The 23,085-nt window shown below is 47.5% G+C and carries 28 protein-coding genes and 1 riboswitch; of the genes, 10 read left to right on the top strand and 18 right to left on the bottom strand.

Annotated features, from left to right (window positions below; all coding sequences use genetic code 11):
- Position 1: 1 nt before the first annotated feature.
- From MLD56_RS06030 to MLD56_RS05970, 14 genes are all read right to left on the bottom strand, one after another.
- Positions 2-676, bottom strand: a complete 675-nt coding sequence (locus MLD56_RS06030) for a YmfQ family protein (RefSeq protein WP_029516167.1) — start codon at positions 674-676, stop codon at positions 2-4.
- Positions 669-1,820, bottom strand: coding sequence for a baseplate J/gp47 family protein (locus tag MLD56_RS06025; RefSeq protein WP_029516166.1), 1,152 nt, complete (start codon positions 1,818-1,820; stop codon positions 669-671). Before MLD56_RS06025 ends, MLD56_RS06030 begins: the two co-directional genes overlap by 8 nt.
- Complete coding sequence (locus MLD56_RS06020) at positions 1,820-2,284, bottom strand: DUF2634 domain-containing protein (protein ID WP_029516165.1); 465 nt, start codon at positions 2,282-2,284, stop codon at positions 1,820-1,822. Before MLD56_RS06020 ends, MLD56_RS06025 begins: the two co-directional genes overlap by 1 nt.
- Positions 2,277-2,684 carry a hypothetical protein gene (locus tag MLD56_RS06015; RefSeq protein WP_014280222.1) on the bottom strand — a complete coding sequence of 136 codons (408 nt, stop codon included), beginning with the start codon at positions 2,682-2,684 and terminating at the stop codon, positions 2,277-2,279. Before MLD56_RS06015 ends, MLD56_RS06020 begins: the two co-directional genes overlap by 8 nt.
- Positions 2,677-3,654: an XkdQ/YqbQ family protein gene (locus tag MLD56_RS06010; protein WP_029516164.1), complete on the bottom strand. Its 978-nt coding sequence runs from the start codon at positions 3,652-3,654 to the stop codon at positions 2,677-2,679. The genes MLD56_RS06015 and MLD56_RS06010 overlap by 8 nt, the downstream gene beginning before the upstream one ends.
- Positions 3,651-4,295, bottom strand: a complete 645-nt coding sequence (locus MLD56_RS06005) for a LysM peptidoglycan-binding domain-containing protein (protein WP_029516163.1) — start codon at positions 4,293-4,295, stop codon at positions 3,651-3,653. Before MLD56_RS06005 ends, MLD56_RS06010 begins: the two co-directional genes overlap by 4 nt.
- A gap of 36 nt (positions 4,296-4,331) precedes the next feature.
- Positions 4,332-6,344 (bottom strand): tape measure protein, encoded by a 2,013-nt coding sequence (locus tag MLD56_RS06000; RefSeq protein ID WP_029516162.1) that lies wholly within the window; start codon positions 6,342-6,344, stop codon positions 4,332-4,334.
- A 176-nt stretch (positions 6,345-6,520) separates the two neighbouring features.
- Positions 6,521-6,955, bottom strand: coding sequence for a phage tail assembly chaperone (locus tag MLD56_RS05995; protein WP_007429164.1), 435 nt, complete (start codon positions 6,953-6,955; stop codon positions 6,521-6,523).
- Positions 6,956-7,031: 76 nt separating this feature from the next.
- On the bottom strand, positions 7,032-7,439 hold the full coding sequence (locus MLD56_RS05990) for a phage tail tube protein (protein ID WP_007429163.1): 408 nt from the start codon (positions 7,437-7,439) through the stop codon (positions 7,032-7,034).
- A gap of 122 nt (positions 7,440-7,561) precedes the next feature.
- The gene (locus MLD56_RS05985) at positions 7,562-9,028 is read right to left on the bottom strand and encodes a phage tail sheath family protein (protein ID WP_029516160.1); all 1,467 of its coding nucleotides are present in this window, start codon (positions 9,026-9,028) and stop codon (positions 7,562-7,564) included.
- A 2-nt stretch (positions 9,029-9,030) separates the two neighbouring features.
- On the bottom strand, positions 9,031-9,249 hold the full coding sequence (locus MLD56_RS05980; RefSeq protein WP_029516159.1) for a YqzN/YkzM domain-containing protein: 219 nt from the start codon (positions 9,247-9,249) through the stop codon (positions 9,031-9,033).
- A gap of 10 nt (positions 9,250-9,259) precedes the next feature.
- Positions 9,260-10,120, bottom strand: a complete 861-nt coding sequence (locus tag MLD56_RS05975; RefSeq protein ID WP_029516158.1) for a hypothetical protein — start codon at positions 10,118-10,120, stop codon at positions 9,260-9,262.
- Positions 10,117-10,251 (bottom strand): hypothetical protein, encoded by a 135-nt coding sequence (locus MLD56_RS25970; RefSeq protein WP_256026078.1) that lies wholly within the window; start codon positions 10,249-10,251, stop codon positions 10,117-10,119. The genes MLD56_RS05975 and MLD56_RS25970 overlap by 4 nt, the downstream gene beginning before the upstream one ends.
- 339 nt (positions 10,252-10,590) lie before the next feature.
- On the bottom strand, positions 10,591-11,067 hold the full coding sequence (locus tag MLD56_RS05970) for an ArpU family phage packaging/lysis transcriptional regulator (RefSeq protein ID WP_029516157.1): 477 nt from the start codon (positions 11,065-11,067) through the stop codon (positions 10,591-10,593).
- 299 nt (positions 11,068-11,366) lie between these two features.
- On the opposite strand from MLD56_RS05970, the gene MLD56_RS05965 reads away from it, so the two are divergent.
- The 4 genes from MLD56_RS05965 to MLD56_RS05950 all read left to right on the top strand — a co-directional run bounded on the left by MLD56_RS05965 (position 11,367) and on the right by MLD56_RS05950 (position 15,280).
- The gene (locus MLD56_RS05965; protein ID WP_029516156.1) at positions 11,367-11,840 is read left to right on the top strand and encodes a helix-turn-helix domain-containing protein; all 474 of its coding nucleotides are present in this window, start codon (positions 11,367-11,369) and stop codon (positions 11,838-11,840) included.
- Between the two features lie 11 nt (positions 11,841-11,851).
- On the top strand, positions 11,852-12,277 hold the full coding sequence (locus tag MLD56_RS05960) for an ImmA/IrrE family metallo-endopeptidase (RefSeq protein WP_029516155.1): 426 nt from the start codon (positions 11,852-11,854) through the stop codon (positions 12,275-12,277).
- A 194-nt stretch (positions 12,278-12,471) separates the two neighbouring features.
- Positions 12,472-14,373, top strand: a complete 1,902-nt coding sequence (locus tag MLD56_RS05955; RefSeq protein WP_029516154.1) for a 5'-nucleotidase C-terminal domain-containing protein — start codon at positions 12,472-12,474, stop codon at positions 14,371-14,373.
- 235 nt (positions 14,374-14,608) lie between these two features.
- Positions 14,609-15,280 carry a 3'-5' exonuclease gene (locus MLD56_RS05950; RefSeq protein WP_029516153.1) on the top strand — a complete coding sequence of 224 codons (672 nt, stop codon included), beginning with the start codon at positions 14,609-14,611 and terminating at the stop codon, positions 15,278-15,280.
- Positions 15,281-15,326: 46 nt separating this feature from the next.
- Here MLD56_RS05950 and MLD56_RS05945 read toward each other — a convergent pair whose 3' ends face one another.
- From MLD56_RS05945 to MLD56_RS05935, 3 genes are all read right to left on the bottom strand, one after another.
- On the bottom strand, positions 15,327-16,304 hold the full coding sequence (locus MLD56_RS05945) for a helix-turn-helix transcriptional regulator (protein WP_029516152.1): 978 nt from the start codon (positions 16,302-16,304) through the stop codon (positions 15,327-15,329).
- A gap of 71 nt (positions 16,305-16,375) precedes the next feature.
- On the bottom strand, positions 16,376-17,143 hold the full coding sequence (locus MLD56_RS05940) for a hypothetical protein (protein WP_029516151.1): 768 nt from the start codon (positions 17,141-17,143) through the stop codon (positions 16,376-16,378).
- 223 nt (positions 17,144-17,366) lie between these two features.
- A complete protein-coding gene (locus MLD56_RS05935) occupies positions 17,367-17,522 on the bottom strand; it encodes a hypothetical protein (protein ID WP_165144572.1) in 156 nt (51 codons plus the stop codon).
- Between the two features lie 314 nt (positions 17,523-17,836).
- Here MLD56_RS05935 and MLD56_RS05930 point away from each other — a divergent pair, with 314 nt between their 5' ends.
- The 6 genes from MLD56_RS05930 (at position 17,837) to queF (ending at position 22,003) form a co-directional block, all read left to right on the top strand.
- Positions 17,837-18,277 carry an SH3 domain-containing protein gene (locus MLD56_RS05930; protein WP_023987365.1) on the top strand — a complete coding sequence of 147 codons (441 nt, stop codon included), beginning with the start codon at positions 17,837-17,839 and terminating at the stop codon, positions 18,275-18,277.
- A gap of 25 nt (positions 18,278-18,302) precedes the next feature.
- Entirely contained in the window at positions 18,303-19,007 is a 705-nt protein-coding gene (locus tag MLD56_RS05925; RefSeq protein ID WP_029516150.1) for an AIM24 family protein, read from the top strand.
- 79 nt (positions 19,008-19,086) lie between these two features.
- Positions 19,087-19,130: riboswitch (PreQ1 riboswitch) on the top strand.
- A gap of 133 nt (positions 19,131-19,263) precedes the next feature.
- Complete coding sequence (gene queC, locus MLD56_RS05920) at positions 19,264-19,947, top strand: 7-cyano-7-deazaguanine synthase QueC (protein ID WP_025720578.1); 684 nt, start codon at positions 19,264-19,266, stop codon at positions 19,945-19,947.
- Positions 19,940-20,431, top strand: coding sequence for a 6-carboxytetrahydropterin synthase QueD (gene queD / locus MLD56_RS05915; protein ID WP_029516149.1), 492 nt, complete (start codon positions 19,940-19,942; stop codon positions 20,429-20,431). The genes queC and queD overlap by 8 nt, the downstream gene beginning before the upstream one ends.
- On the top strand, positions 20,424-21,287 hold the full coding sequence (gene queE / locus MLD56_RS05910; RefSeq protein WP_029516148.1) for a 7-carboxy-7-deazaguanine synthase QueE: 864 nt from the start codon (positions 20,424-20,426) through the stop codon (positions 21,285-21,287). Before queD ends, queE begins: the two co-directional genes overlap by 8 nt.
- Before the next feature lie 218 nt (positions 21,288-21,505).
- Entirely contained in the window at positions 21,506-22,003 is a 498-nt protein-coding gene (gene queF, locus MLD56_RS05905; protein WP_029516147.1) for a preQ(1) synthase, read from the top strand.
- Positions 22,004-22,116: 113 nt separating this feature from the next.
- Here the strand turns inward: queF and MLD56_RS05900 are convergent, their stop codons facing one another.
- Positions 22,117-22,950 (bottom strand): AraC family transcriptional regulator, encoded by an 834-nt coding sequence (locus tag MLD56_RS05900; protein WP_241113489.1) that lies wholly within the window; start codon positions 22,948-22,950, stop codon positions 22,117-22,119.
- Positions 22,951-23,085 lie beyond the last annotated feature (135 nt).

Below are 23,085 nucleotides of genomic sequence, written 5' to 3'. Positions count from 1 at the left end.
GTTATGCGCCACCTCCTAAATATCTATCCTGTGTTGTATGTTCATTTTCATAGAGGGTCATAGACTCCACTTCGGCAATGGTCAGGTAGCGTAATTTATACTCCACTGCCATGTGGGCGGGCTTGATCTCCTCAATGGTTGCTTTCAGGTCCTCCACGTTGGGCGGAATCCCGATGGTATCTATAAATTTGACCGTAAATCCCCATTCGGCAGGGTGAAAAATAACATCTACCGTACCTCCGTCATACGCCTCTGCTACATTTTTGACAAGCCGACCGGAAAAAGTTCCTGCCCCTCGCAGCTTCGACTCCACCACCGCACGCCGTTGGTCCAATGGCTTCGCCAGATCGGTTTCAATCCCCAACTCCATTTCCCAGCGTTCCAACCCCCATGTGGCGGTACGTACAAAAAACTGTCCCACCGTTGCATCCATTGCAAGATACAAGGCGTCCAATTCGCTTCCTTTAGCATCCATATCGGAACGCATCACGCGTGAGGTTTCGTAATAGGAAGGCAAATAGGAAAGCAGCTCACGTCCTCGCTCGCTGCTCATTTGGCCCACTGTATCTTCCGCTATCGTTACTCGATTAACCAAAGTGCCACTACGGTTTGCATGTTTTCCCTGGTCTGGGTTATTCAATAAATCGCCAAAACTGTTCGTTCCATTGTTACTCACTGACGCTCACCGTCCCCAGCACGGCTACCTGGCCTGAGCCAATCTCAATATTCTGATTGCTCTGTCCATTGATTTTCAGTTCAGAGAAATCAATAATAATCGGAATATCGAGCAAAACAGCAGAAATCCGGGTATACCGTACCAACGGGTCTTCCTTGTAAAAGGCAAGCTGCTTCAAATACGTCCGCACACCGCTCTCGATGAGCTTTTTGATTTCATCCAGTGTGGACGGCTTCTCTTTGGTACGCTGTACCTTGACTGAGATGTTAATCTCCACTTCTGCTGCTGGCATGATCGTCACCACAGGGCCCGCTGGCGCCAGTCCTTCTCCTTGTCCATCCTGCGTCGGATCGATGTACTTCTGCACCGCAGCGACGATATCTGGGCTGGCTGCGCGTTTATCCGTATCCAGCACATATAACCCCACTGTTCCCGGTCCTTTCCAGAGCGGAACTACTTCCACGCCACCCACTCCAGCAATCTCATTCGCCCACTGAGTATACTGCGCCTTGTTGCCGCTTGTGCCCTGGTTCCGCACCTTGGCATAAAAACGCTCCAGCAACAGCTGGTCGCTCTCAACGTCTGTACCGCTTTTGGTTTGCTCCGTATTGATCACAGAGGCAACCCCGCTAATCGGAGTGGCCATCACCTGGATGACGCCCGCAGGTACATTACCGCTGCGCCCGGGGTTGACCGCCCGAATAGCCGCTTCCCCGGCACCTTGTTCATCCAGCGTGACCGAAGCCGTGGTCGCATACTCAATAGAAGCTTCCCCGGATACATCATCTGCCGGGGTCGCCACCAAGGTCCCCGCCGGGACAGTCGTTCCCGCTGTGCCCGTGAACGTAACCATACCTGAGGCCGCAACCGCTTCTCGCCGTGTCACCCCATGCTCTGCTGTCCGCAAATCCAGCTCCGGCGAACGAAAATCCGGGTTGTCGCTGGCTGCTGTGCTGGCAAAGCCCCGACGCAGCAGCTCCTGCGCCCAGATCGCCGCTTCCGAGAGCATGAATGCCACCGGCGCCTGCGCATCCCAAATAAAAGAGCCCTCGGACTTATCAATATCCGAAGGCACTTTTTCCAGCATTCGATTTAAAATTTCCTCTTCCGTCTGGTCTACCAAATATTCCGGCAAGTCTGCCATTAGATCACCACACTTTCCACAATTTCCGTTTCATCCCGCACGTTCGTAATCTGGCAGCTAAAATGGCACGCCTCGCCTTCCCAGCGAAACGTGAACTGATCCACACTAGCCGTACGTGCATCTGCTAGTAGCACCTCTGTGACCATGCGTTTAATTTCACTTTCCTGCACACCGTGCCCATAGCTGCTGCCAATGAGCTCCTCCAGCTCACTCCCATAGTCAGGTGAATAGATCACATGCCGGTAGCGAGGAGTGCGAATCGCTTTTTCACACCACTGTACCCACGCTTCCTTCTCCCCTGTAGTCACGATTTTACGACTAGGGCTCATAACAAACTCACCGGCTTCAAAATCAAACCGCCAGCTTCGCCCAAATACTGCGCGGTTATCCTCCAGTACATCCGGGTCGGTCATATCCGTGTCTGTCCAGATCACATCATCTGTTTCAGGAAATAAATTAGCCACGTCCACTCACCACCTTGCACACGACCACCACATCATTGCCGCTATTCACCCGAACCGCAAGTACACGATCTCCGGGCTTGAGTCCTTCGTTCAAACTGAGATTCACATCCTCCAGCTCGTCTTCCCCGATATAAAAGGAAGTTTTCAGCTCTTTGCCTTCCCAATTTTCTGATTCCACTGCGGTTGAGGTACCTTTGTACATATGGCGTGGTACAGATAGCAGTCCCGGCAGCTCCGCGACCAGATAATCCTGAAGCTCATGTTTAAAATCGTCCAGCTTGAGTCCCGTGGAGGTGATCGTGCCTAGTACCGCGCCCACTCCACTCAGCGCTTGCTTGGTGTGCTTATGAAATGAAGATTGCAGCGCAGTAGCCAAATGCCCGTAGGGGTCCTTATTCAAGGTAAAACCTCCTTTTTACATCGTCATACGTTCCGAGCTCCAGCGACATACTGCCGGGGTTGCCCAATTCCCTGCTCACTGAAATGACCAGTAGCTTTATGGAACCTAGCATCACTGCGTCTCCTGCTCGAATCGTGTTCATATCTGGTGCATTTACCGATATCGTTTGCTGTATGCCTCTCAGCTTACTTTTAGCCAGCTCACGGGCTGCTGCACCGGACTTGACCTCGTCATCCTGCACGATCACCTGAAGTGTCCCATATTTGGCAATGTCCTTTTCCTCAAGCGCCATCACCTTGGAAGGAACCTCATTACCTGTTTCACTAGCCGCCGTAGCCAGCACTTTCACCCTCGTAGCTGCACCTTCCAGCGTGCGGGACTGTGTCGTATCAGTCACTCTCTCCAAAACATACACGTCTTTGTTCGTTCCTAGCTCGTACAGCTCCAACCCGGAAGAAATCATCCGCGGATGATACAGCTTTCCCCCCGCCTTTGCCGTTTCGCGCAGATCTCCCAGCATCATAGAATAGATGGACTGTGTGCGGTATACGGCGCGTCCCAGCGTTTTTTTCGTATCTGGCAATGAAGCGATTTTCAACTTCCAGTCCCTAGCATACTTCTGAAAACGCTGAGTAGCCGTCTGCTTGGCAGGGAGTAAATATTCATCCTCTGACTTGTCCAAATACACTGTACGGTCATACAACGTCAGCGTCATACGTTTGAGCCCGTTGTTAGAGGTTTCCACTTCCCAAATCACGGCAGGGGACAACAAGGGAACATAATCTTTTTTACCATAAGGAATCCCGCTAACCCGAATGGACATCCCAGGGGAAATAGCGGGCATATCCGACGTAACGACTAGATTGACGGTTCCCTGATAGGCGATTTGTTCCAGCGAGTCCCTCAAATTAATGTTCTCCACAAGCGGCGACAAATCATATTTATCCTGTAAAATGACTTTATAGCTCATGACAACACCAGCTTTTGCCCCGGTTTAATTGCATTCGGATTTTGCCCAATAACCTTTTTGTTAAGCTGATAAATACGACTCCATTGCGAGCTATCCCCCAATTCGAGCTTGGCAATTTTGGACAAGGAATCCCCGGACTTAACCGTATATATTTTTTTCTTTTCTTTCATATCTGTGCGGGGCTTTTTGTTAACCGTAGCCGCCTTACTTCCTGTGCCACCAGCTTTTTTGGCAACTTTCATATCACTCCAGGTCCGCAGTGACAGATCAAAATTCACATCTCCATACTCGCCGCCGCGAAAGATCGAATTATGAGATGCCACAATTACTGGCACATTCACGGCTGTCTCCGTAATAATAAAACGTAGCGGGTTCTTAGATAACAAAAAGCCATTCAACGTGTTCATGGCCTCCTGCGGATCAGGAATATCTTTGTATGTGCAATACGCTGGATTGTATTCTTTCGGAAAAAAAGAAGAGAAGGAAATTTCCTTCACCTTCTCCCCTTGCGGGAAGTCAAACTCCCCATAGGATAAAATCGTCGTTGTATCAAACCCTTTTTGCCGTGAGATCGTCACTTCCTCAGGATTTACCGGAAACTGAAACTTTTTTCCTTTACCATCCGTCAAACTAAATTCCATCTCTTTCCTCCCTCCCCATTACTCCCATCTACCGTATTACTTAGCTACAGCGCCTACAGGCTTGGTGTTCTGCGTTGCACGCAGAATTTCAGCTTTGAGACGGTAGCCAATTTGCATAATAAGCCCATCCACATCCAGCTTGTTCTCATGTACAGTGACCTGTACAGCCCCCGCAGGAAGATTGAATTGGTTGGTGGTTTCCGTTTTAAAATCCTTCAAAAAGCCAGACAGTGTTCCCATTTGTTCAGGACTGATCTGTACTACTTGAGGTGTCGGATTACCATTACCTTTGCCTTTAGCTTTGGCTCCATTATTCGCATGAGCCGCAGTATTCAGTAGTGGGTTGGGATTGACTCCCTGGTTAGCTATAGCCATCGGTCCATAAGGATTAGGGACACCTTTTGCACCTGGTTGCTGAGGTCCATACATCACTTGAGAGCCGGGTGGTAACCCCGGAAATGGTGGCATAGGTGTTAACGGTTTGGTAGCCACAGCTACAGCAGGTTGAGGTGGTATAGCAGGTTTAGGTACTTCAGGCGGCTTAGCTGGGGCTTTCTTAGGTTCATCTTTTTTACCAAAAGAGAAGAAGTTAGAGATGCTATCACCAAAGGCTTCGCTCTTCTCAGAAAGCCATCCGGTTACTTTGGATGCCTTTTCCTTTATTTCAGAGCCATGGTCTGAAATCCAACCGCCCACTTTGCCCCCTAAAAAGTCACCTGCTAAACCGCCCACATATGAGCCAACAGCAGTGCCGACACCTGGAAGCAAAAATGTTCCAATTGCTCCGCCTACCGTACTCCCAACCGCCCCACCTACGGTGGAACCAATCGCTTGTGCGCGTTCCATGCCCGGAGCTGCTGTAGCTATGCTTGCTGCATCTGCCAGAACCCCCAAAGGCCCACTAATGAACTTTTTGCTTACGCCCAGGCCCTTACTCACTTTTTCAACTAATCCGCTATCGCTCACCATATCTAGGACAGAAGAAGCATCTATATCTGTTCCACCCGTTAGCAAGTCGCCTGCAAAGCTAAGAATACCACCCGACTTGGAAGAGCGGCGATTACCAGGATTTCTCGGATGATTTCTTGGGCTTGGAACCCTTCGGGCAGGGTTAATCCGAGGATTGGATTCTGCTGAACCTCCAGCGTTTTGTCGTCCGCTTCTGTTTCCTTGTATCGAGTTCCGATCTCTAATATTAATTCTTGCTATCTCTCCGGCTCTTGAATTAAAATCTCTTTGACTACTCGAAGACCGACGACTACCGCCTCTATTACCAGATCTTCTACCCCCTGAACGTTTGTTCCTTCTTCCCGGGCTACTTGCGCCGCCACCGCCAAACCCGCCAGTAGATTTATCTGAGGTAACTTGAATTAATTTCTGAATTAATTCTTTAATCTCCGAAAGGTCTTTATTGCCTGAAGCGCCTTCAGCATTTCCTTCTGCAGCATCTTCTTTCTTATCTGGAAAAAAGAATTTTTTAAGTACTCCTTTTGCTCCGCCTTCCTTCCACGTTTGTCTGGTTTCCATAAAAGCGGCGGGCATCTTTTTAAACGTTTGAAGACTTAAATCTTCACCTGTAACCCCTTTGTACACTTCCTGAACAACCTTAGCAGGTTCATTATACTTTTGCAGTGCCTCAGCCCAAGCAGGAAGTTTACTTTCCTCTTCTGCTTTAGGTTTTGTACTGTTTAGTATGTTTGAACCAGTGTTGCCTCTAACTGCCTTCGTGTTGTTCTCCAACGCTGTTATAAGACCACTAATGCCGTCGATGGACACACTACTGCTACTGCTTACCTTCAAATTCACACTGCCCGAGGCATTAATAATCTGAGATTTGACTCGGTTAATCTTGTTCAACAAATTATCCAAGCCTTTAGAAACCATATCGTTCAGCACAATTTCCGGGGCCATGCGAGTGCGGCCGATTTTCAACACACGTCCTTGAATCCGCTCAAAGTAACGTTCCATTGCGCGCAATTCTCTGTTCGCCTTAATGACGTTTTTAGGATCAATCACAAGGTTCATGCGGTAATTTAATGCTTCTGCCATCTATCATGTTCACCTCCTTGTTTATGCTTTTGAAGCTGCTATGCTATCCATTTCCTGTTCGGCAAACGCCAGCAGCAGCATGCGCTCACCGCGGGGAAGCCGCCAAAAGTCTCCGGGGCGGAGGTGGTGCCGGACCCACAAGTGGTACAGCATCGTCGTCATTCCCCCGGAGCCGATTAGTTTTTTAAGTCGGCAATCTCAACGCCAAAACCGGACAGCTCCAGCACCTTATCTCCTACTGCATCCAATTCACCCGCCAGCAGCATACGGCGGACGGACTGTTCGCCACCGGACAGCTTCAAGCGGCTTGTAATCCGAGGATCGCCCCAACCGTTAAGGGACAAGCCCTTCACTTCCAGCTTTCCGGTAGCTTCTGAGATCAACAAGGCGTTGAACGTTTCAGTATCTACTTTTTCATCTACAGCCCCCTTCACGGTTCGGCGAATCGTGCAACGTTCACGAATGCTGTCCACTTTACTGGAGGTCAGGCCATGCAGCACAATTTTCATATCGAGGCGCTTGATACGAACCGTTTCTTCCGGTAGTTTTTCAGCGGCTTCAAACAGGCTGTCCAAAATTTGTTCTTCTGTCATATTCTCATTCAAGCTCATAAGTCATTCTCCCTTATTGTTCATTTGTATTTGGGGAACGGAACGCCTGACAGCATCCCATCCCCCGTTTTTCAATTTAGTTTGCTACAATCGGATCAAGAAGCTCATAGCCTTCAAAGGTGAAGGTCGTTTCTTCCTGTACTTCTTCACCCGCTGTCCAGTTGGCCAGTTGGATTTTGTCAGGAGTGCAACGAATAAGACGAATACTTTCATGTCCGAAGGCTTCTGGATCATCCAATTTAGTAATAATCTCAAAACGGTTAAAACCGCGACGAATCATATCGGATGTGACCTTGTAGCCACTCATTGTTCCCGTCCCTTTTTTGATACCGCGCTTGTGCACCTTCCACTCGTTGCCCACGAGATTCAGCTCGCGTTTTTCCATTTCTACGCTAGCTTCCAGCTTATTGATATTCGTCTGCCACACCCCGTCCACATGCGCCTGACCATACGTACCTAAAATGACTCTTGAAGCATCCAACATTTCTTTTTCCTCCTCAAAATAATCCATAATATAGTTCGGGATTTCATAAAATCCTCGTTGTTAACAAGCTACTTCATTTCTGCCGATTGCCTGCGAAATGCTTATACACGTAAAATGCTTATTTATTGCACGTAAAATGTGCCGAACAACTGCTCCATCACGTCGGTGAGCTTCACGTTCCATTGCAGGAACACTTGATCCGGCTCCGGTTTGATAACTGGCGCATCGCCGTAGTAAGCCGGGTCGAGAATAACATCGTAGCCATCTGCTTCGATGACATTGCTCAGCGACAGCTGTGCCAGGTATTCTTTGATTGCACCGATAAGTGCCAGACGGCCTTCCACCGTATTGTTGATTTTGCCAATGTAAGTCTCTTCGGCTGCACGCTGCAAGTCAGCGTTAATAGCATCCATGACACGGATGGAACGAATTTTCTTCCATGCGTTGTTTTGCCCAGCAGATGGATTCACCAAGCTGTTGATCCCACGCAGCGCTTTGACCTGACGGCCGTCGAAGAACAGCAGGAAGACACCATTACGAACAGCCTGCTCCTGCTCAGAGCGTGTCCAGCGGCGGGTCACGTCCTCAAAAGGCGTAACCGCATATGTTGCCGATTGATTCAGACGTTGGCCTGCAATCAGTCCAGCTACATAAGCAGCCGTTTGAGCGGAACTGTAGTCCGTACCTGCCAGACGTACGCCTGTACCGACGTTCACGATGCCTTCATGGTTCAGCGCCAGGGAACGTGCAGAGGCCAAGCTAACAGCCGTTTTGGACACATCATCTGCCGCAGAACCGCCGAATACAGCGATTACGCCTTTACCTTCGCCCCGGACACGCTTGATCCAGGCAGCGAAGCTTTGCAGCAATGCCAGATCAGCTGCATAATCCAGAGCCAAGACATTAAATTCCTGCCCTTCAAGTGCCTCCTGCATCGCGATGTAATCGGCATTAACCAGCTTGCTATTGCCGCTGTTGCCGCCAGTGAGGTGTACGCCGCTGACATCCACCGGAATGCCGCCGTCGCCGACAACTTCGGCCTTCACCCATACATTTTCGCTGTTCTCGTTCATCGCCTTGGCGATAGAGGCAGCCGTACCGTCACTGCCTTTGTACGTGCCGAGCAGCTTGGTTCCTTCATAGAGGCGCACCTCACGAGCTTGCTCATCACCCAAAGTTGGCTGTACAGTTACAGCAAAACCATTACCGCGGCTACCTGTGTACAAAGCCTTCAGACGCAGCACATCCGCCGGGGTCGCACCGCCGCTTTTCAGCGTCACAGATGCTTCAGCAGCTGTATCATCTGCCAAACGGTAGGCTAAGAGCTTTTTCGGACCGCCCAGCAAAGCCAGATACAGCGTCGAATACGCGGTCGCACCGTCCAGACTGTCACCCGAAAAGATTTGGCTGATTGCCGTTTCACTGCCGATCTCTACAAACTCACGTACAGGGCCCCAATTCGCCTTAACGGGCACAACGACCGTACCACGCGACCCACCTTGAATCGCTGAAGCTGCTGCTGCCTGAAAATTCATATACAAACCCGGCAATACCGGTTTATTCGTGTTTTCCCATGTTCCGCCTGCCATAATTAGTCCACCTTCGCTTTCATAAATTGTTCGATTTTAGTGTGTGCTTCTGCTACCGTAAACAGCTTGTCCTGTGTGCCAAAAAAGGCGCCTGCCAGCACTTCTTCTTTCACGGAAAACAATGGTTCTGCGTGCTCCTTTAGCTCCTCCAGCGTATAGCGGGGGCCACTTGCTTTCTGCTCGGCATATACCAGGGTCTTCTCATGGTTTTCCAAGGTCACTCGGACCACCTCATTTCAAAATAGGATGAATTTCCACTCTGCGAATCAACGCCGCTTCCTCAGCCGGACGCATACGCCGCTGTACTAACATCAGCCGAAGCTGACCATCTAAAATGGCATCTGCCTGCAAATCGGCTGAAGCTTCAGCTGTAGACATATAACGGCCCTTGTCCTGATCCAGAGGAAGCTGGATTTGAGCGGCAAAGCCCTCGATCAGTGCGAAAGCTGCGCGGTTTTCCTCGGTTGTGTCCGGGGCGGTAATATGCCCGATGAACCGTTTGCGCAGCTCATACATGGAGGCTCCCGCCATCCTAGTTTCGCAGCCGCTCATCCGCCATAGTACCGCTTGCCGCCCCGGCTGTGCGGGCCATGCGTCGGCGTATACCGACCACGTTTCACCCAGTTGCTTCTGCGTCCAGCGGACCAGCGCGGCCAGCCACTCTTCCGGCTGTGTAGCACCGCTTGCTGGAACGGCCAAACCACCTTCCGTCTCAGGCACATACACGCCAAAACGAAGCGTTCTATAGGCCTTGCCCGTAACGGTGTCCAGCTTTTCTGCATCCCGCACGCCCAAATAGTGCGCGGTAAAAGCCGATGTATCCTCACCTGCACCTGTCACGGGTTCCCGGTGCAGCCCGGCAATCAGGGCATTCGCCCATACGTCAGCCTGCGCCAGTCCGGCTTGTCCTGCGTACAGCATGATGCGGACAACCTGCCGATAGCCGGCCCAGGAAGACTTCCAGATTTCCTCGCCCAGCGCCATAACAGCATACGGCTCCTCTGCCGTCTGCGACGGTGGCTGAACATCGTATACACGCCCTTGCAGCGCTGGAATAATTTCAATAAGCTTTTGCTTAAAGGCTTGTCTCATTCTGCGGCATGCCACCTTTGCGTACCCTGCGTTCGCATGTTGTGGCTATTCAGCCAGGCTTTTTTCCACTTCCGTGTTCTCATCCGGCGCAGCTCCATACTCATGCATTGCAGCATCCCTTGCTTAGGCAACACGACTCCTCCTTTCTATTCAACGAATTCCCGGGAACCGACAGAGACGATCACCGCATGAAAAAACCGGCCCTAATGGCCGGCTAACGTTTGACTGTGTGTGTCTTCGGTATGTCCTCTTGTCTTGATTCCCGATGATATAATCTTACACCCTAATAACGAATGCGTTGCCGGGGAAATGGACGATAAAAGCAGAGGCTAGGGATGATGTTGGGAGGTTTTTTGAGAACACATGTTCGTATCGTAAAAAAAGACCTTGACCCCTGTTATTACAGGAAATCAAAGCCTTTTAGGAAACCATTTTAAAATAGAAATGAGAACAAGTGGATAATTATTACATCAACCCAATTTTCGATCCGCGCCCTTCTGCAAGCCTGCCAAATTTAAAACGCCTTGGTCCGCCAGTGCAAGCGCCATTTTGTAAAAAGCACGCGTGCGAAGCTTCGTATACGTATCCTTGCTGACTGGCGGGTCTAACACATAATTGTAAACCTTGTAATCGAACACATCGTCATCCTTTAAATAACGTTCACGGATAAGCAGCTGTTCGCGTTCATTCAAGCGGCTCACTACGGCATCCACCATTTCGCAGTAGGCCAAGCGGGCGGCAGGAGCATCTACATTATATACGGCTGTCCGGGCCGTTGGATCGCTTGTCACATTTGTTGGGCCGCTCGGGCGATCCGTATAGCCAGCCGTAATAAAGCTCTCCCGATCCATAAAGGTAATCGTTTTATAAATTCGGTATTTCTCAAACACACCCTCCAATGCATTCTGCGTTTTGCGACGGTCCAATTCGGGTAAGTTATTTCTCATGTAAAGCAACACTCCTTATATGCCTTTTGACAATGATGTATTTTTAAATGAAGATTTTGCAAAATCCTCAAATAGAAAACGCTCATGTTTACATTGTGTTCCCCTTTTGTTCGTATCTTGAGTATAACATAACATTATTTAGGATAGGTATCCATCCTCAAAAAAAGCAGTATAGCTCCAAAAACAGGATATTCGCTTTATTTTCCTATGCCTTTTGGCATATTACGTGCTTTTACTATTTACCTAATGGTATAATAAAAGCAATATCTATGATTCTCTTGCAGAAAGGAGCCCCCATTGTGGAACAGCCAGCATTCGGAACTTACTTAAAACAGCAGCGCGAGCACAAACACTTGAGCATCAACCAATTGGCAGACGCCGCAGGTATTAGCAATTCACAAATTTCCCGCATTGAAAATGGACTGCGCGGAATCCCCAAACCTTCCACTCTCCGCAAAATAGCGGATGCGCTTAGCGTATCCTATACCGAAATGATGAAGGCCGCCGGATATTGGGGAGACGATGATTCAATGGAGCAAAATCAACATGAACTTTATCGTTCTACTGTGCCAGAATGGGCAACCTCCAAAGACCGCCGGGATTTTAAAAAAATGCTGGAGGAAGACGACGAATTAATGTTCGATGGTATTCCGCTGGATGAAAAAGATCGTCAACGGATCAAGGACGTGCTGACAGGTCTGTTCTGGGAAGCCAAGCAGATGAACAAACATAAAAAGCCCAAAGAGCCCCGAACGGGCAAAGATCAGGGATAGCAGGTGATCGTATGAACGAGCTTATTCACAAACTTGTCCGAAAATACCGTACCAACTGTCCCTTTGATATTGCGAAAGCTCTGGGTATCCATATCCGATACTGCGATCTAGGCCCCACAACCAAAGGGCTGTATTACCACAAGTTGCGTAGAAGATTTATCGTTATCCACAATGGCCTCACACCCGAATGGGAACGGTTCGTCTGTGCGCATGAATTGGGACATGACCGACTGCATAAAGGCATTAGCCGCTTTTTTATGGAGGAGCACTCCTACTTTTCCCCAGGAAAATTTGAACAGCAGGCCAATCGGTTTGCCGTGCTTTTGTTGAGTGAAGGAAAACCGCCACTAGCTGACGAAACGTTGGATCACTATTTACCCCGGATCGGGCTGCCCAAAGAGACTGCCCTTTTTTTTGATCACAAAACAGAACGCTAGTTCCCCACCCGTAGGTTACTGTTTATTACTTCCTCTATAATATAGGTAACTAGACGATGGGTTTAACAACCGATATATCAAAAAATTTTAGTGCTTTGATATAAAATAGAAGTTATTTTTACAATCATCTGATAAAATGTGGTCGTAAGCGGTTTCTCTAATTCATTCATTTTATGGGAGGTTGAAGGAACAACATGAACTCATGGAAAAAACTCTCGTCGATCCTGACGACTGCCGCGCTTTTACTTGGGTGTCTCGGTACAGCAGCAGCAGACCCAGCAACCCATGTGGGAACAGCGGGAACGGCAACGACTCCAGTCAGCGGTAAACACATCACCATCCTACATACGAACGATACCCATGCCCACGTGGTCGCGAATGACAAGGAAATGGGATTCGCCAAGCTGGCGGGTATCATTGATCAGTACCGGGCTTCTAATCCCAATACACTGCTGCTAGATGACGGGGATACCGTTCATGGAACGACCTTCGCTACTTTGGTTAAAGGTGAGAGCATTGTGAAAGTGATTAACAAGCTGCGCTATGATGCTATGGTTCCGGGTAACCACGAGTTTAATTATGGTTGGAAGCATCTTGTCGAGCTAAGTAAGGAAATTCAGTTCCCTGTGCTCAGCGCCAATATTAAACAAACAGACGGAACACGTTTGTTCAAACCCTATGTTATTAAAGAAGTGGACGGCGTTAAAATCGGTATTATCGGTCTGACTACGCCAGAAACAGCATATAAGACGAATCCTAAAAATGTTGAGGGTATTCAATTCACCGATCCTGCGGCTGAGGCCAAAGCGGCTGTTGATGAAATCCGCAGCAAAGTAGATGTCGTTGTTGTTCTTGGTCACCTGGGGCAGGATGTGTCTAGTAAGGACACCAGCCTCAAAGTTGTTAAGGAAGTGCCTGGCATTGATATTTTCATCGATGGACACAGCCATACTGTACTGGAAAAAGGCTTGGTTAGTGACAATGGTACATTGATCGCTAGCGCAGGTGAATACACCAAGTATCTGGGTGTTGTGGACTTATGGGTCGACGGCGGTAAGGTTACGCAAAAGCAAGCCAAGCTGATTGATTCGACTCAAGCAGTGGACGTTCAGCCCAACGCTGAAATTGCTGCATTGATCGCCTCCATTCAAAAGGACCAGGAACCTATTCTAAAAGAGGTTGTAACGCAAACAAGTGTGGATCTGGAAGGAGCACGCGAAAAGGTACGTGCAAGTGAAACCAATCTCGGTGACCTACTCACCGATGCTATGCGTGACGTTTCGGGAGCAGATGTGGCTTTAACGAACGGTGGCGGCATCCGGGCTTCCATCAAGACGGGAACGGTAACCAAGGGAGACGTCATCACTGTGCTACCTTTCGGCAACCAGATCGTTACCTTGAAGGTGAAAGGCTCTGACATTCAGGCCGCACTGGAAAATGGTACAGCCTCCTATCCAGAGCCAAGCGGAGGTTTCCCGCAGGTATCAGGTATCTCGTTCAAAATAGACACATCAGCAGCCAAAGGCAGCCGTGTTCATTCCATTCTGATCGGCGGAAAGACACTTGATCCTGAGGCAATATATACACTGGCCACCAATGATTTTACTGCCGTAGGTGGTGACCAATATACGATGTTCGCTAAATATCCACAGGCAGGTATGTTCGGCTCGCTTGATGAGGCGTTAATCCGCTACATGCAAAAGGTGGGCTCCGCTAGCCTGCAAGTACAAGCAGACGGTCGCATTCAAGAAGCCAAGACTGATGGTAAAATGTCTGTCCCTGCCACACAAGCTGCGCCATCTGCTACAACCGCAACACCCGCACCTGTGCAGGAAAAGCCGCAATCCGTCTCTACACCGGCTGCGAAACCAGCGCCCGCAAAACCGGCACCGGCAAAGTCTCAAACAGCCAAGCCACAGCAGACATCCGATTCTGCACAAGTTACAAATAGCCATGTATATGTTGTGAAATCCGGGGATACGCTGTATGACATTTCCCGCAAACATGGTACCACCTGGCAACAGCTTCAACAGTTGAATAAGTTGAAGAATCCTCACCGTATTTATCCCGGACAAAAGTTAGATCTCCCGGCCTAATTCGATAGCTAGCAAAGGCAGCATCCTAGTGGTTCCGGATGCTGCCGTAGGTCAGGCGTTTATAGATATGCGATAGTCCAAGCTCATTTGGACATCGCATATTTTTTTAAAAAGCAAACCTTTTAACCGCTGACAAGTTGTGAACCGAGAGGTATGATGGAGAAGAGTCACTCGGGCAAGAACATTCGTCCCGATCCCCATCGGGATCAGTTATATGTGTGGAAGGAGTCCAGAAATGCAATACATTATTTACGATCTTGAATTTACCGTTAGTCGTAACGCCAGATATTCCTCCGAAATCATTGATATCGGTGCCGTCAAAGTTGTTCAGGGAGACGATGGCCTATACGTTGCGGATACGTTTCACAGTTTTGTAAGACCCTCGAATCGACCTGTACTCTCTACTGATACCGTTCAGTTCACGGGTATTACTCAACGAGACATTGATGCCGCTCCACTATTTCCTGAAGCTGTGAAGGAGTTCATAGCCTGGCTCGGTACGGATTCCCCTTATTATTTATGCGCATGGGGCCCGGATGACCGTCAGAAGCTGGTATCCCATTGTCGTACCCATCATGTAGATCTCGGATGGATTCATAATACAAATGATATACAGAAGCAGATTTCCCGTCTGCTTGGTTCCAATGGAAAGTACCGTCAGTTGAGCCTGTCTCAGGCGCTGGAATTGTGCAACATTGACTTTGACGGTCAACAACACCGGGCACTGGATGATGCCGTGAACACCGCTCAGGTTTTCATGTACCATTTTGATCGTATTACATTAGTTCATAATGCTGCTGACGATGAGGAAAGCCGTGGATCGAAGCTCGTCTACTCCTCACCTGAAGAAGAGCAGGAACAGTACAGTCCTTTTGGCAATCTCGCCAACCTGTTTAAGGACCGTTAAGCGGATAGCTCCCCGGCCCGTTCCGGGGGATCTCCCCCTGTTATTCTTAATTTCCTGCCTTTTTATCGAAATAGAATGCCCCCCAGGTCCGCAGCATTTCTTGCATTCGTTTGCGGTACCGTAAAGGCTCCAGGATCTCGGCCTCAGCTCCATAGGAAGTGAGCCAATCCAAAAATTCACGGTCATGATTGACCGTCACCTCAAACAACAAACTTCCATCCGGCAAATCCTTAAGAAAAGGCTTGATGAACAGTTCCTCTTCTTTGACCCGATATACAGACTCGGCAGAAAAACGTACCACAAACCGGATATTCTGATTTCCTTTGGTCACCGACCAGGTCCCTTTAAAAAACATTTCCATTTCAGTTGTATTTTTTTGAAACGTATACGGCAAAATTCTCATGTTCCGAAATCGGCTGATCCGAAAGGTTCTCATCGCGGATTGCTTGTGACAAAAACCAAGCATATAGAATCGCCGATCCTGCGGAACCAAACAATAAGGATCCACCTGAACGAGTGAAACATCTTCATTTTGAGGCGAACTGTATTCCGCTTCAATGGTCTGCTGCGTAAGACTCGCTAAAACAATCAGCCTGAGCAGATAGGGCTGGTTTTCCCGATCAAGTGTCGAGCCGAGCCGGACAATATTTTTCATTTCCTGCGCGAAGCTCGTCTGTTCCATCTTTTTTTTCTGACTAGAGGCCATCACTTTCTCATAAGCACTTTCAAAAGCTGGCGGTAAAAGAGGCTTTACCGTTTCCATAATCTCTCCCAGCTTAGTAAAAGCCTCTGCCTCTTCTTCCGTCCAATTCAGAGGATACAAAGCGAAATTGCTAATAAAAATGTACCCCTTGCCATGCCCCATATTCGCAATCGGTATATGCATAGCGCTTAGCGCCTCCATATCTCGGTATATGGTACGTTCTGATGTTTCACAACGTTCGGCAAGCTCTCTTGCCAATATCCCTGGATTTGCCTGAACAATAGTAATAATCCGCATTAAACGTATCAACCGATCAGTCAAGGAAGTCTCTCCTTTACAAAAAGATAGTAAATTAGACTCACTATATTACACAAATAAACTAGCATAATTGCCTATCTCAAAGTATCATTTTCAGTAAAATGAACATCTTCTAGCGATATTGCCTTATTGAAAAAGACTTTAGAACTATACGCTGTAAATGATACAAAAGTACCACTCCATTTATTACGTATAGCCAGAAGCAACTCGGCTTCCTGCAGGTAGTCCATATCATCGCTTCTTGCTGCACGTATAAGTAATTCATCTGCTTGTCTGGTAAGGATGAACGCCCCTTGCTCATATTCCCCTTTCTCGTACATACGCAATGCCTTTTTTACAATAGGGGACGTCTCATTCAGCTTTATGTATTTTTCCACCTTCGGGTTGGATGGAATGCTCAGCAGACCAAGATGATGCGTAAAATGGATGTAGAGCTGGTCTGTCCGGATCATCGTTCGCTTTTCCTGCGATGGCTTGCGCCAGCTCCACTCCATCATTCCAATCGTATGTCTTCCGGACGAGTGAGCCGGTATAGAAAACGTCAAAATAGCCTGTCTATATTTTCCCCGCCGTACATCACCACAGTGAACAAACATGCTATCTCCGTTTTCCGAGCGTTTAAAACCGAGCCTTACCCCTTCAGCTTTTAATAGACTTACCCCGTTTTCTGGAATGAACTGGAGTTGAAGGTCACATCCCGCTGCTTTCGGTATTAGATTTCCTTTTCTTTTACGTTTAGCTCCATAGCCCCATTCTATCAGTAGATTTACTTGTTTGGACCCATTCGCAGATATAGACTCTTTGTCCCATGTGTACGTTACATTGAGCATTGACTTCACCACTGGTAAATTCCCCCTAAAAGAACATGTAACTCTAAATTAACAGTGTTATCTGACACTATATTGTCAGGGAACGTATGTTTGATTGTGAAAATTATACATGGGAATCTTTATGAAGGGGGACCTAGTTTGGTAAATAACATTTTAAACCATTTGAATTACATGAACGCGCAAAAATAGCCCGGCGTATGCCGGGCTATTTTATAGTCTACTTCTATACTTAAACTTATGAGATTGTAGTTTCTGTTAAAGAAACATTCGTTTTTGTGCAAATATCAGATATAGGGGCAAAAGTAGTACTATCTACGACGAGATCCTTTGATAACGGCTTTCCATTTACAGTGATTTTTAAAGTTTTATAGTTTTGTTCTTTCTCATTCATCTTGCAAAATCTCCTTCTATATTAATTTTTAATATATTTCAGTTCATATATTCATATTTAAGACCTGATCAGGTGCGGATCGTTCTTAACTCGTATGCTGGGAAAAATGCCGGAATGTTGCCGCTTCCTTGATATACCCGTTTTAAGGTACACTTAAACTAATATAACGACTTTTCTTGAGAACATTTTCTCCGTATTTATCGTCCGTTTCTTCTAAAATCTGCATCCGTATCGTTATATTATACGTAACCATGTCATATGGGTAATGATCTATATCATCTAACATCTTGGTTTATCAAAAGGGGGAACATCTCTTGGCACGACCAACTTGTCGCTTTGCTTTGTATCGCCGCATTGTCTGCGCTGCTATAGCACTTTTGTTTATTTTTGGGATAACTCGTGTACCCGAAGTACATGCTGCTTATTGGGATGATGTATATCAGGGCTTCGAGCAATTTTCGCGGTTACCTGGTGATGTATATCAGCTCAAGGAAAGCTATCGACAAACACAGGAGGATCTGGAAAAGGCCCGTAACAGCTTAGAAGCCTATCAAGAGCAAAACGCCCAATTGCTGGAGCAAAACCGCAAGCTGACTGACACAGTCACAGAATTAAAAAATCTTCAAACCCAGCGCGATCAGGCTTCACACCGAAATAAAATGCTCATCATCACGGCTATAATTCTGCTGGCCGGTTATTTTATCGGTATCCGACTGTTGCGTTACGGGATGCGTCGACGTTCGGGAAGATACTAACTGTCTGAAAGGATGAAAGGTCTGAATGGACATACAAGCAGGACAACACCATGATGAAAGCGTCGGTTCGGTCGTAACGCTCGATCTGGCGGAAGGAGAAAAGCTGCACGTTCTGCATCCGCAGCAAATCATCGCATACCGCGGGCCCAGCTCAGGCCGCAGTGATAAACTGATGAATATTAAGGGCATGTATCGCAAACACAAACTGATTCAGGCCGATTTCACAGGAGCTTGTCGCCTAATTGCCGCACTTCCACCTGGCTTTAGTCTAAAAATGATTAAGCTTGAAGGAAGCGATGATCTGTTATACGATTTTCGCAACCTGTTCTGGTACAGCTCCGGTATCCAAATGCGTACTAAGCTGCTAAGCATGAAAAACATGTTATTTAGCCATGATGTTATAAAAATGAAATTTGATGGTGTGGGTCAAATCGGTCTTTTGACGCAGGGATTGGTATGTCAGGAACAGCTTCATCCGACAGAACCGATCTATGTGGATGCGAGCAGCGTCATTGCCTATCCCGAAAACGCCCATCTAGAGTTGACCGTGTACGGCAACCATCTGGCCAGCCAGCATATGAACTATCATTTTAAAATGACCGGACAGGGTACCGTACTATTCCATGCCGGGGAGCATCATCGGCGGCTCCAACAGGATATGAACGACGATGGCGTGATCAAGCGATTTTTAAGGGAAGTCATTCCATTTGGTGGAGTGTTTATCAAATAGCCCTGCCATGCTATAATGACAATGCTAAAGCCGTCTGTCCTCGTGGCAGATACTAATGAAGAAAATCCATGCGTCATGCATGGGAGAGGTTCGCGAACTCCCTCTATAAAAAACTAACGATGCTTTGTCCTCCGCAAGAAAAATGATTTCTCGGGGCAAGGCCTGTTTTTTGTTGAAGTCGGTTCAAGAACTCTCCTTCTTCCAAGTGACAAGACTTGTGTCTTGCACCATTCCAAGAAGATCGAGAGGTTTTTTTATGTTTGCAAACGAAAAAGCAGTTGTCGTATTCAGCGGCGGCCAAGACAGCACAACCTGTTTATTTTGGGCAAAAAAACATTTTGCTGAAGTAGAAACTGTGACGTTCGATTACGGTCAACGCCACAAGCAGGAAATCGAAGTAGCCGCTGGAATCGCCCGCGAACTGGGTGTTCCACAAACGGTACTGGATATGAGCCTGCTTAATCAACTAGCCCCTAATGCCCTCACACGCACAGACATTGACATTACTCAACAGGAAGGCGAACTGCCTAGCACCTTTGTAGACGGTCGCAACCTACTGTTCCTGAGCTTCGCGGGAGTTCTCGCCAAGCAAAAAGGAGCGCGCCACATCATTACAGGCGTATGTGAGACGGATTTCAGCGGCTATCCCGATTGCCGGGACTCCTTTATCAAATCGCTGAACGTCACACTGAATCTTTCGATGGACTATCCCTTTGTGATTCATACCCCGCTTATGTGGTTGAACAAGGCCGAAACTTGGCACATGGCCGATGAGCTGAAAGCTTTTGAATTTGTAAGAACACGTACACTAACGTGCTATAACGGCGTCATTGGCGATGGCTGTGGCGAATGCCCTGCTTGCAAACTTCGCCGTGCTGGACTGGAGCAATATCTCGCGGTGCGCGGAGCTTCATCTCAAGGAGTTGAAGGTCATGCGTGAGCCAGGTACCTTTCGCATTGTCGATAAGCTCCAAGAGTTCGGGACAGACATTGAGCGCTCTCAGCTGCGTTATCACCGCAAACGTGTACTCGTCAGCAAACAATTTACATTCGATGCAGCACATCATTTACACTGCTACGAAGGCAAATGCAAAAATCTGCATGGACATACCTATATCGTCGTATTTGGCATAAGTGGTATACCGGGCGAAACGGGTCTAACGCTGGATTTTGGTGACATCAAAACGATCTGGAAAGAGCGGATTGAGCCTTTTCTGGACCACCGTTACTTGAATGAGACGCTTCCTCCAATGAATACAACGGCGGAAAATATGGTCGTCTGGATCTTTGAACAAATGGAGACAGCCTTGACCTCGGAGGCATACTGCAACCGTGTCGAAGGTGGACGTACCGAGTTTGTACGGTTGTTCGAGACACCTACCAGCTACGCCGAGTTCCGACGGGAGTGGATGCTCGATGAGTAATACTGTGACTTCTCACCAACCCATGACAGCCTCCCACGGCACCCAAATAGCCCCTATTCCCGTACTGGAGGTGTTTGGTCCCACCGTTCAGGGCGAAGGTATGGTCATTGGTCGTAAAACGATGTTTGTTCGTACCGCAGGCTGCGATTACCGTTGCTCGTGGTGTGACTCCGCCTTTACCTGGGACGGCAGCGCCAAGGATCAGATCCGTCGTCTGAGTGCCACAGACATTTGGCAGGAGCTGAAGGCCATCGGTGGCGAACGGTTTTCGCATGTGACTCTTTCTGGAGGCAATCCTGCCCTGCTACCGCAGCTTGGGGAGCTAATCACCCTGCTGCGCAGTCAAGGCATTGCCACCGCTGTCGAAACACAAGGCTCCCGCTGGCAGGAATGGCTGTACGATATCGATGAGGTAACCCTATCCCCGAAACCGCCCAGCTCTGGTATGACGACCAACTGGGATGTGCTGGATGATATTGTCGCCCGTCTGTCAAACCGGAAGAGGGCTAGTGAGTCCCAAGCGACGTCCCACGTCGCAATCGCAACAGACTTGAAGGAACCCGCTAATGAATCTGCGCGGCTCTATACCGGAGCTTGCAGCTTGAAGGTCGTCATCTTCGATGACACCGATCTTGCCTATGCCCGCACTGTTCACGAGCGCTATCCACACGTACCGCTGTTCCTTCAGACGGGTAATCCAGATGTAAACACGGAGAATACCGGACAGATAGCGGAGTCTCTACTCCATCGTTATGAATGGCTTATCGACCGTGTCATGGACGATTCCCTACTAAACGATGTAAGAGTACTCCCGCAGCTCCACACCCTCGTATGGGGCAACAAACGCGGCGTATAACACTTATATGTAATATATTCCGTATGCGCTGTATGTGATACACAAAGGAGAGCATTACTCACTTCTATCCCAACCTACACGTAAACGAGTAGGACTTTATGGTGATGACGGCGGTCGGCAGCGAAGCGGAGACTCAAATCATTCGCGGAGCGACCTCCCACCACCATAACTCCCTCTCTCTTTTACCAAACCAACTTACTTTAAGGAGCCTTATCCATATGACCGGAAGAACACCCGAAGAAATGACCGATGTTACCCTGCTTGGCAATCAAGGCACACAATACACTTTTGCCTATGATCCCGCCATTCTCGAAAGCTTTGATAATAAACATCCCTATCGGGATTATTTTGTAAAGTTCAATTGCCCGGAGTTCACCAGCCTGTGTCCGATTACAGGACAACCTGATTTTGCAACCATCTACATCAGCTACATTCCCGATATTAAAATGGTAGAAAGCAAATCCCTTAAGCTGTACCTGTTCAGCTTCCGTAACCACGGCGATTTCCATGAAGACTGCGTCAACATCATCATGAATGACTTAATTAAGCTGATGGACCCTCGATACATTGAAGTATGGGGCAAATTCACGCCACGCGGCGGCATCTCTATCGACCCGTATACCAACTACGGCAAGCCAGGAACAAAGTATGAACAGATAGCGGAGCACCGCATGATGAATCATGATATGTACCCAGAAAAGGTTGATAACCGTTAAGCTAATAACTCTTCTGACATAGCGTAAATATCAAGGGGTTGTCCTAAAGTCATCAAATGACTCAGGGACAACCTCTTCGTTTTACTGAAAGGAGACTGTGCACGCTTGTGGCATTACACATCCAGATCAAATCTTGATTTTTTATATTCATAAGGTGTTTTACCCATAACTTCTCTAAAAGCTTTTCTGAAAGATTTCTTGTTTGGAAACCCGACCTCATAAGAAATTTCTGTAAGTGACTTATTAGTTGAATCCAGTAAATCAATCGCCTTCTCCAAACAAAGAATTTGCTTGTATTCGGTAAACGTCTGGCCTGTATATTTATGAAACATTCGCGACAAATAAGCCTCCGAATAACCGCAGATACGGGCCGTTTTGGCCAAGCTAATATTTTCAGTATAATGCTCTTTAATAAAGTCCATGATTGTCTTTATCTTTTGTTGCTTTTCACTGAATACTTCCGGTGGAATGTCTGTCGTCTGACTAAAATGATTGACAAGCAAATATTTCAGTTCAATAATTCGGCTTTGCTCTAAAATGTAGTCGTATTTGCTTTTGGAAATATGTAGATCATATATATCCATAAACAATCCTCTTAATTTAGAGATTATAGGTTCTTCAACTTGTTTCTCTTGCGTGTTTAAATGGATGATTACTTGTTCATTGGCAAAGAAAGTGTCTGGAAATTGCAGCACTATGACCTGGTTCTCCGTAATGCTCTGCGTGGAATGCGGAACATTGCTGTTAATGAATAGCGCATCCTTTTCCATCAAAATAGTTATTTTTCCTTCATGCCACACCTTTAGACTTCCACTTGTACAGTAGATCAACTCCATATTGCTGTGAAAATGCATAGGAATGACTCTTTCTGTATCTCTGGATTGGAACATAAAAAGGTTAATCATTTTTTTTCTGTCTATTTCGATATGTTCATATATTTTTTTCATCACCACACCTCATCAGCCAGCCATGAGTAATTCATCTGTATTCTATATTAAGGCATAAACTCTTATACTAATACTCATACTATACCGATAGTAAAATGCCCGGACAAGCAGAATCTATTCAACGGACCAAAAATA

The sequence above is a fragment of the Paenibacillus peoriae genome (assembly GCF_022531965.1).
Classification (GTDB): Bacteria; Bacillota; Bacilli; order Paenibacillales; family Paenibacillaceae; genus Paenibacillus; species Paenibacillus polymyxa_D.
The sequence above is the reverse complement of the archived record's forward strand: the minus strand, read 5'-3'. Positions and strand labels throughout refer to the sequence as shown.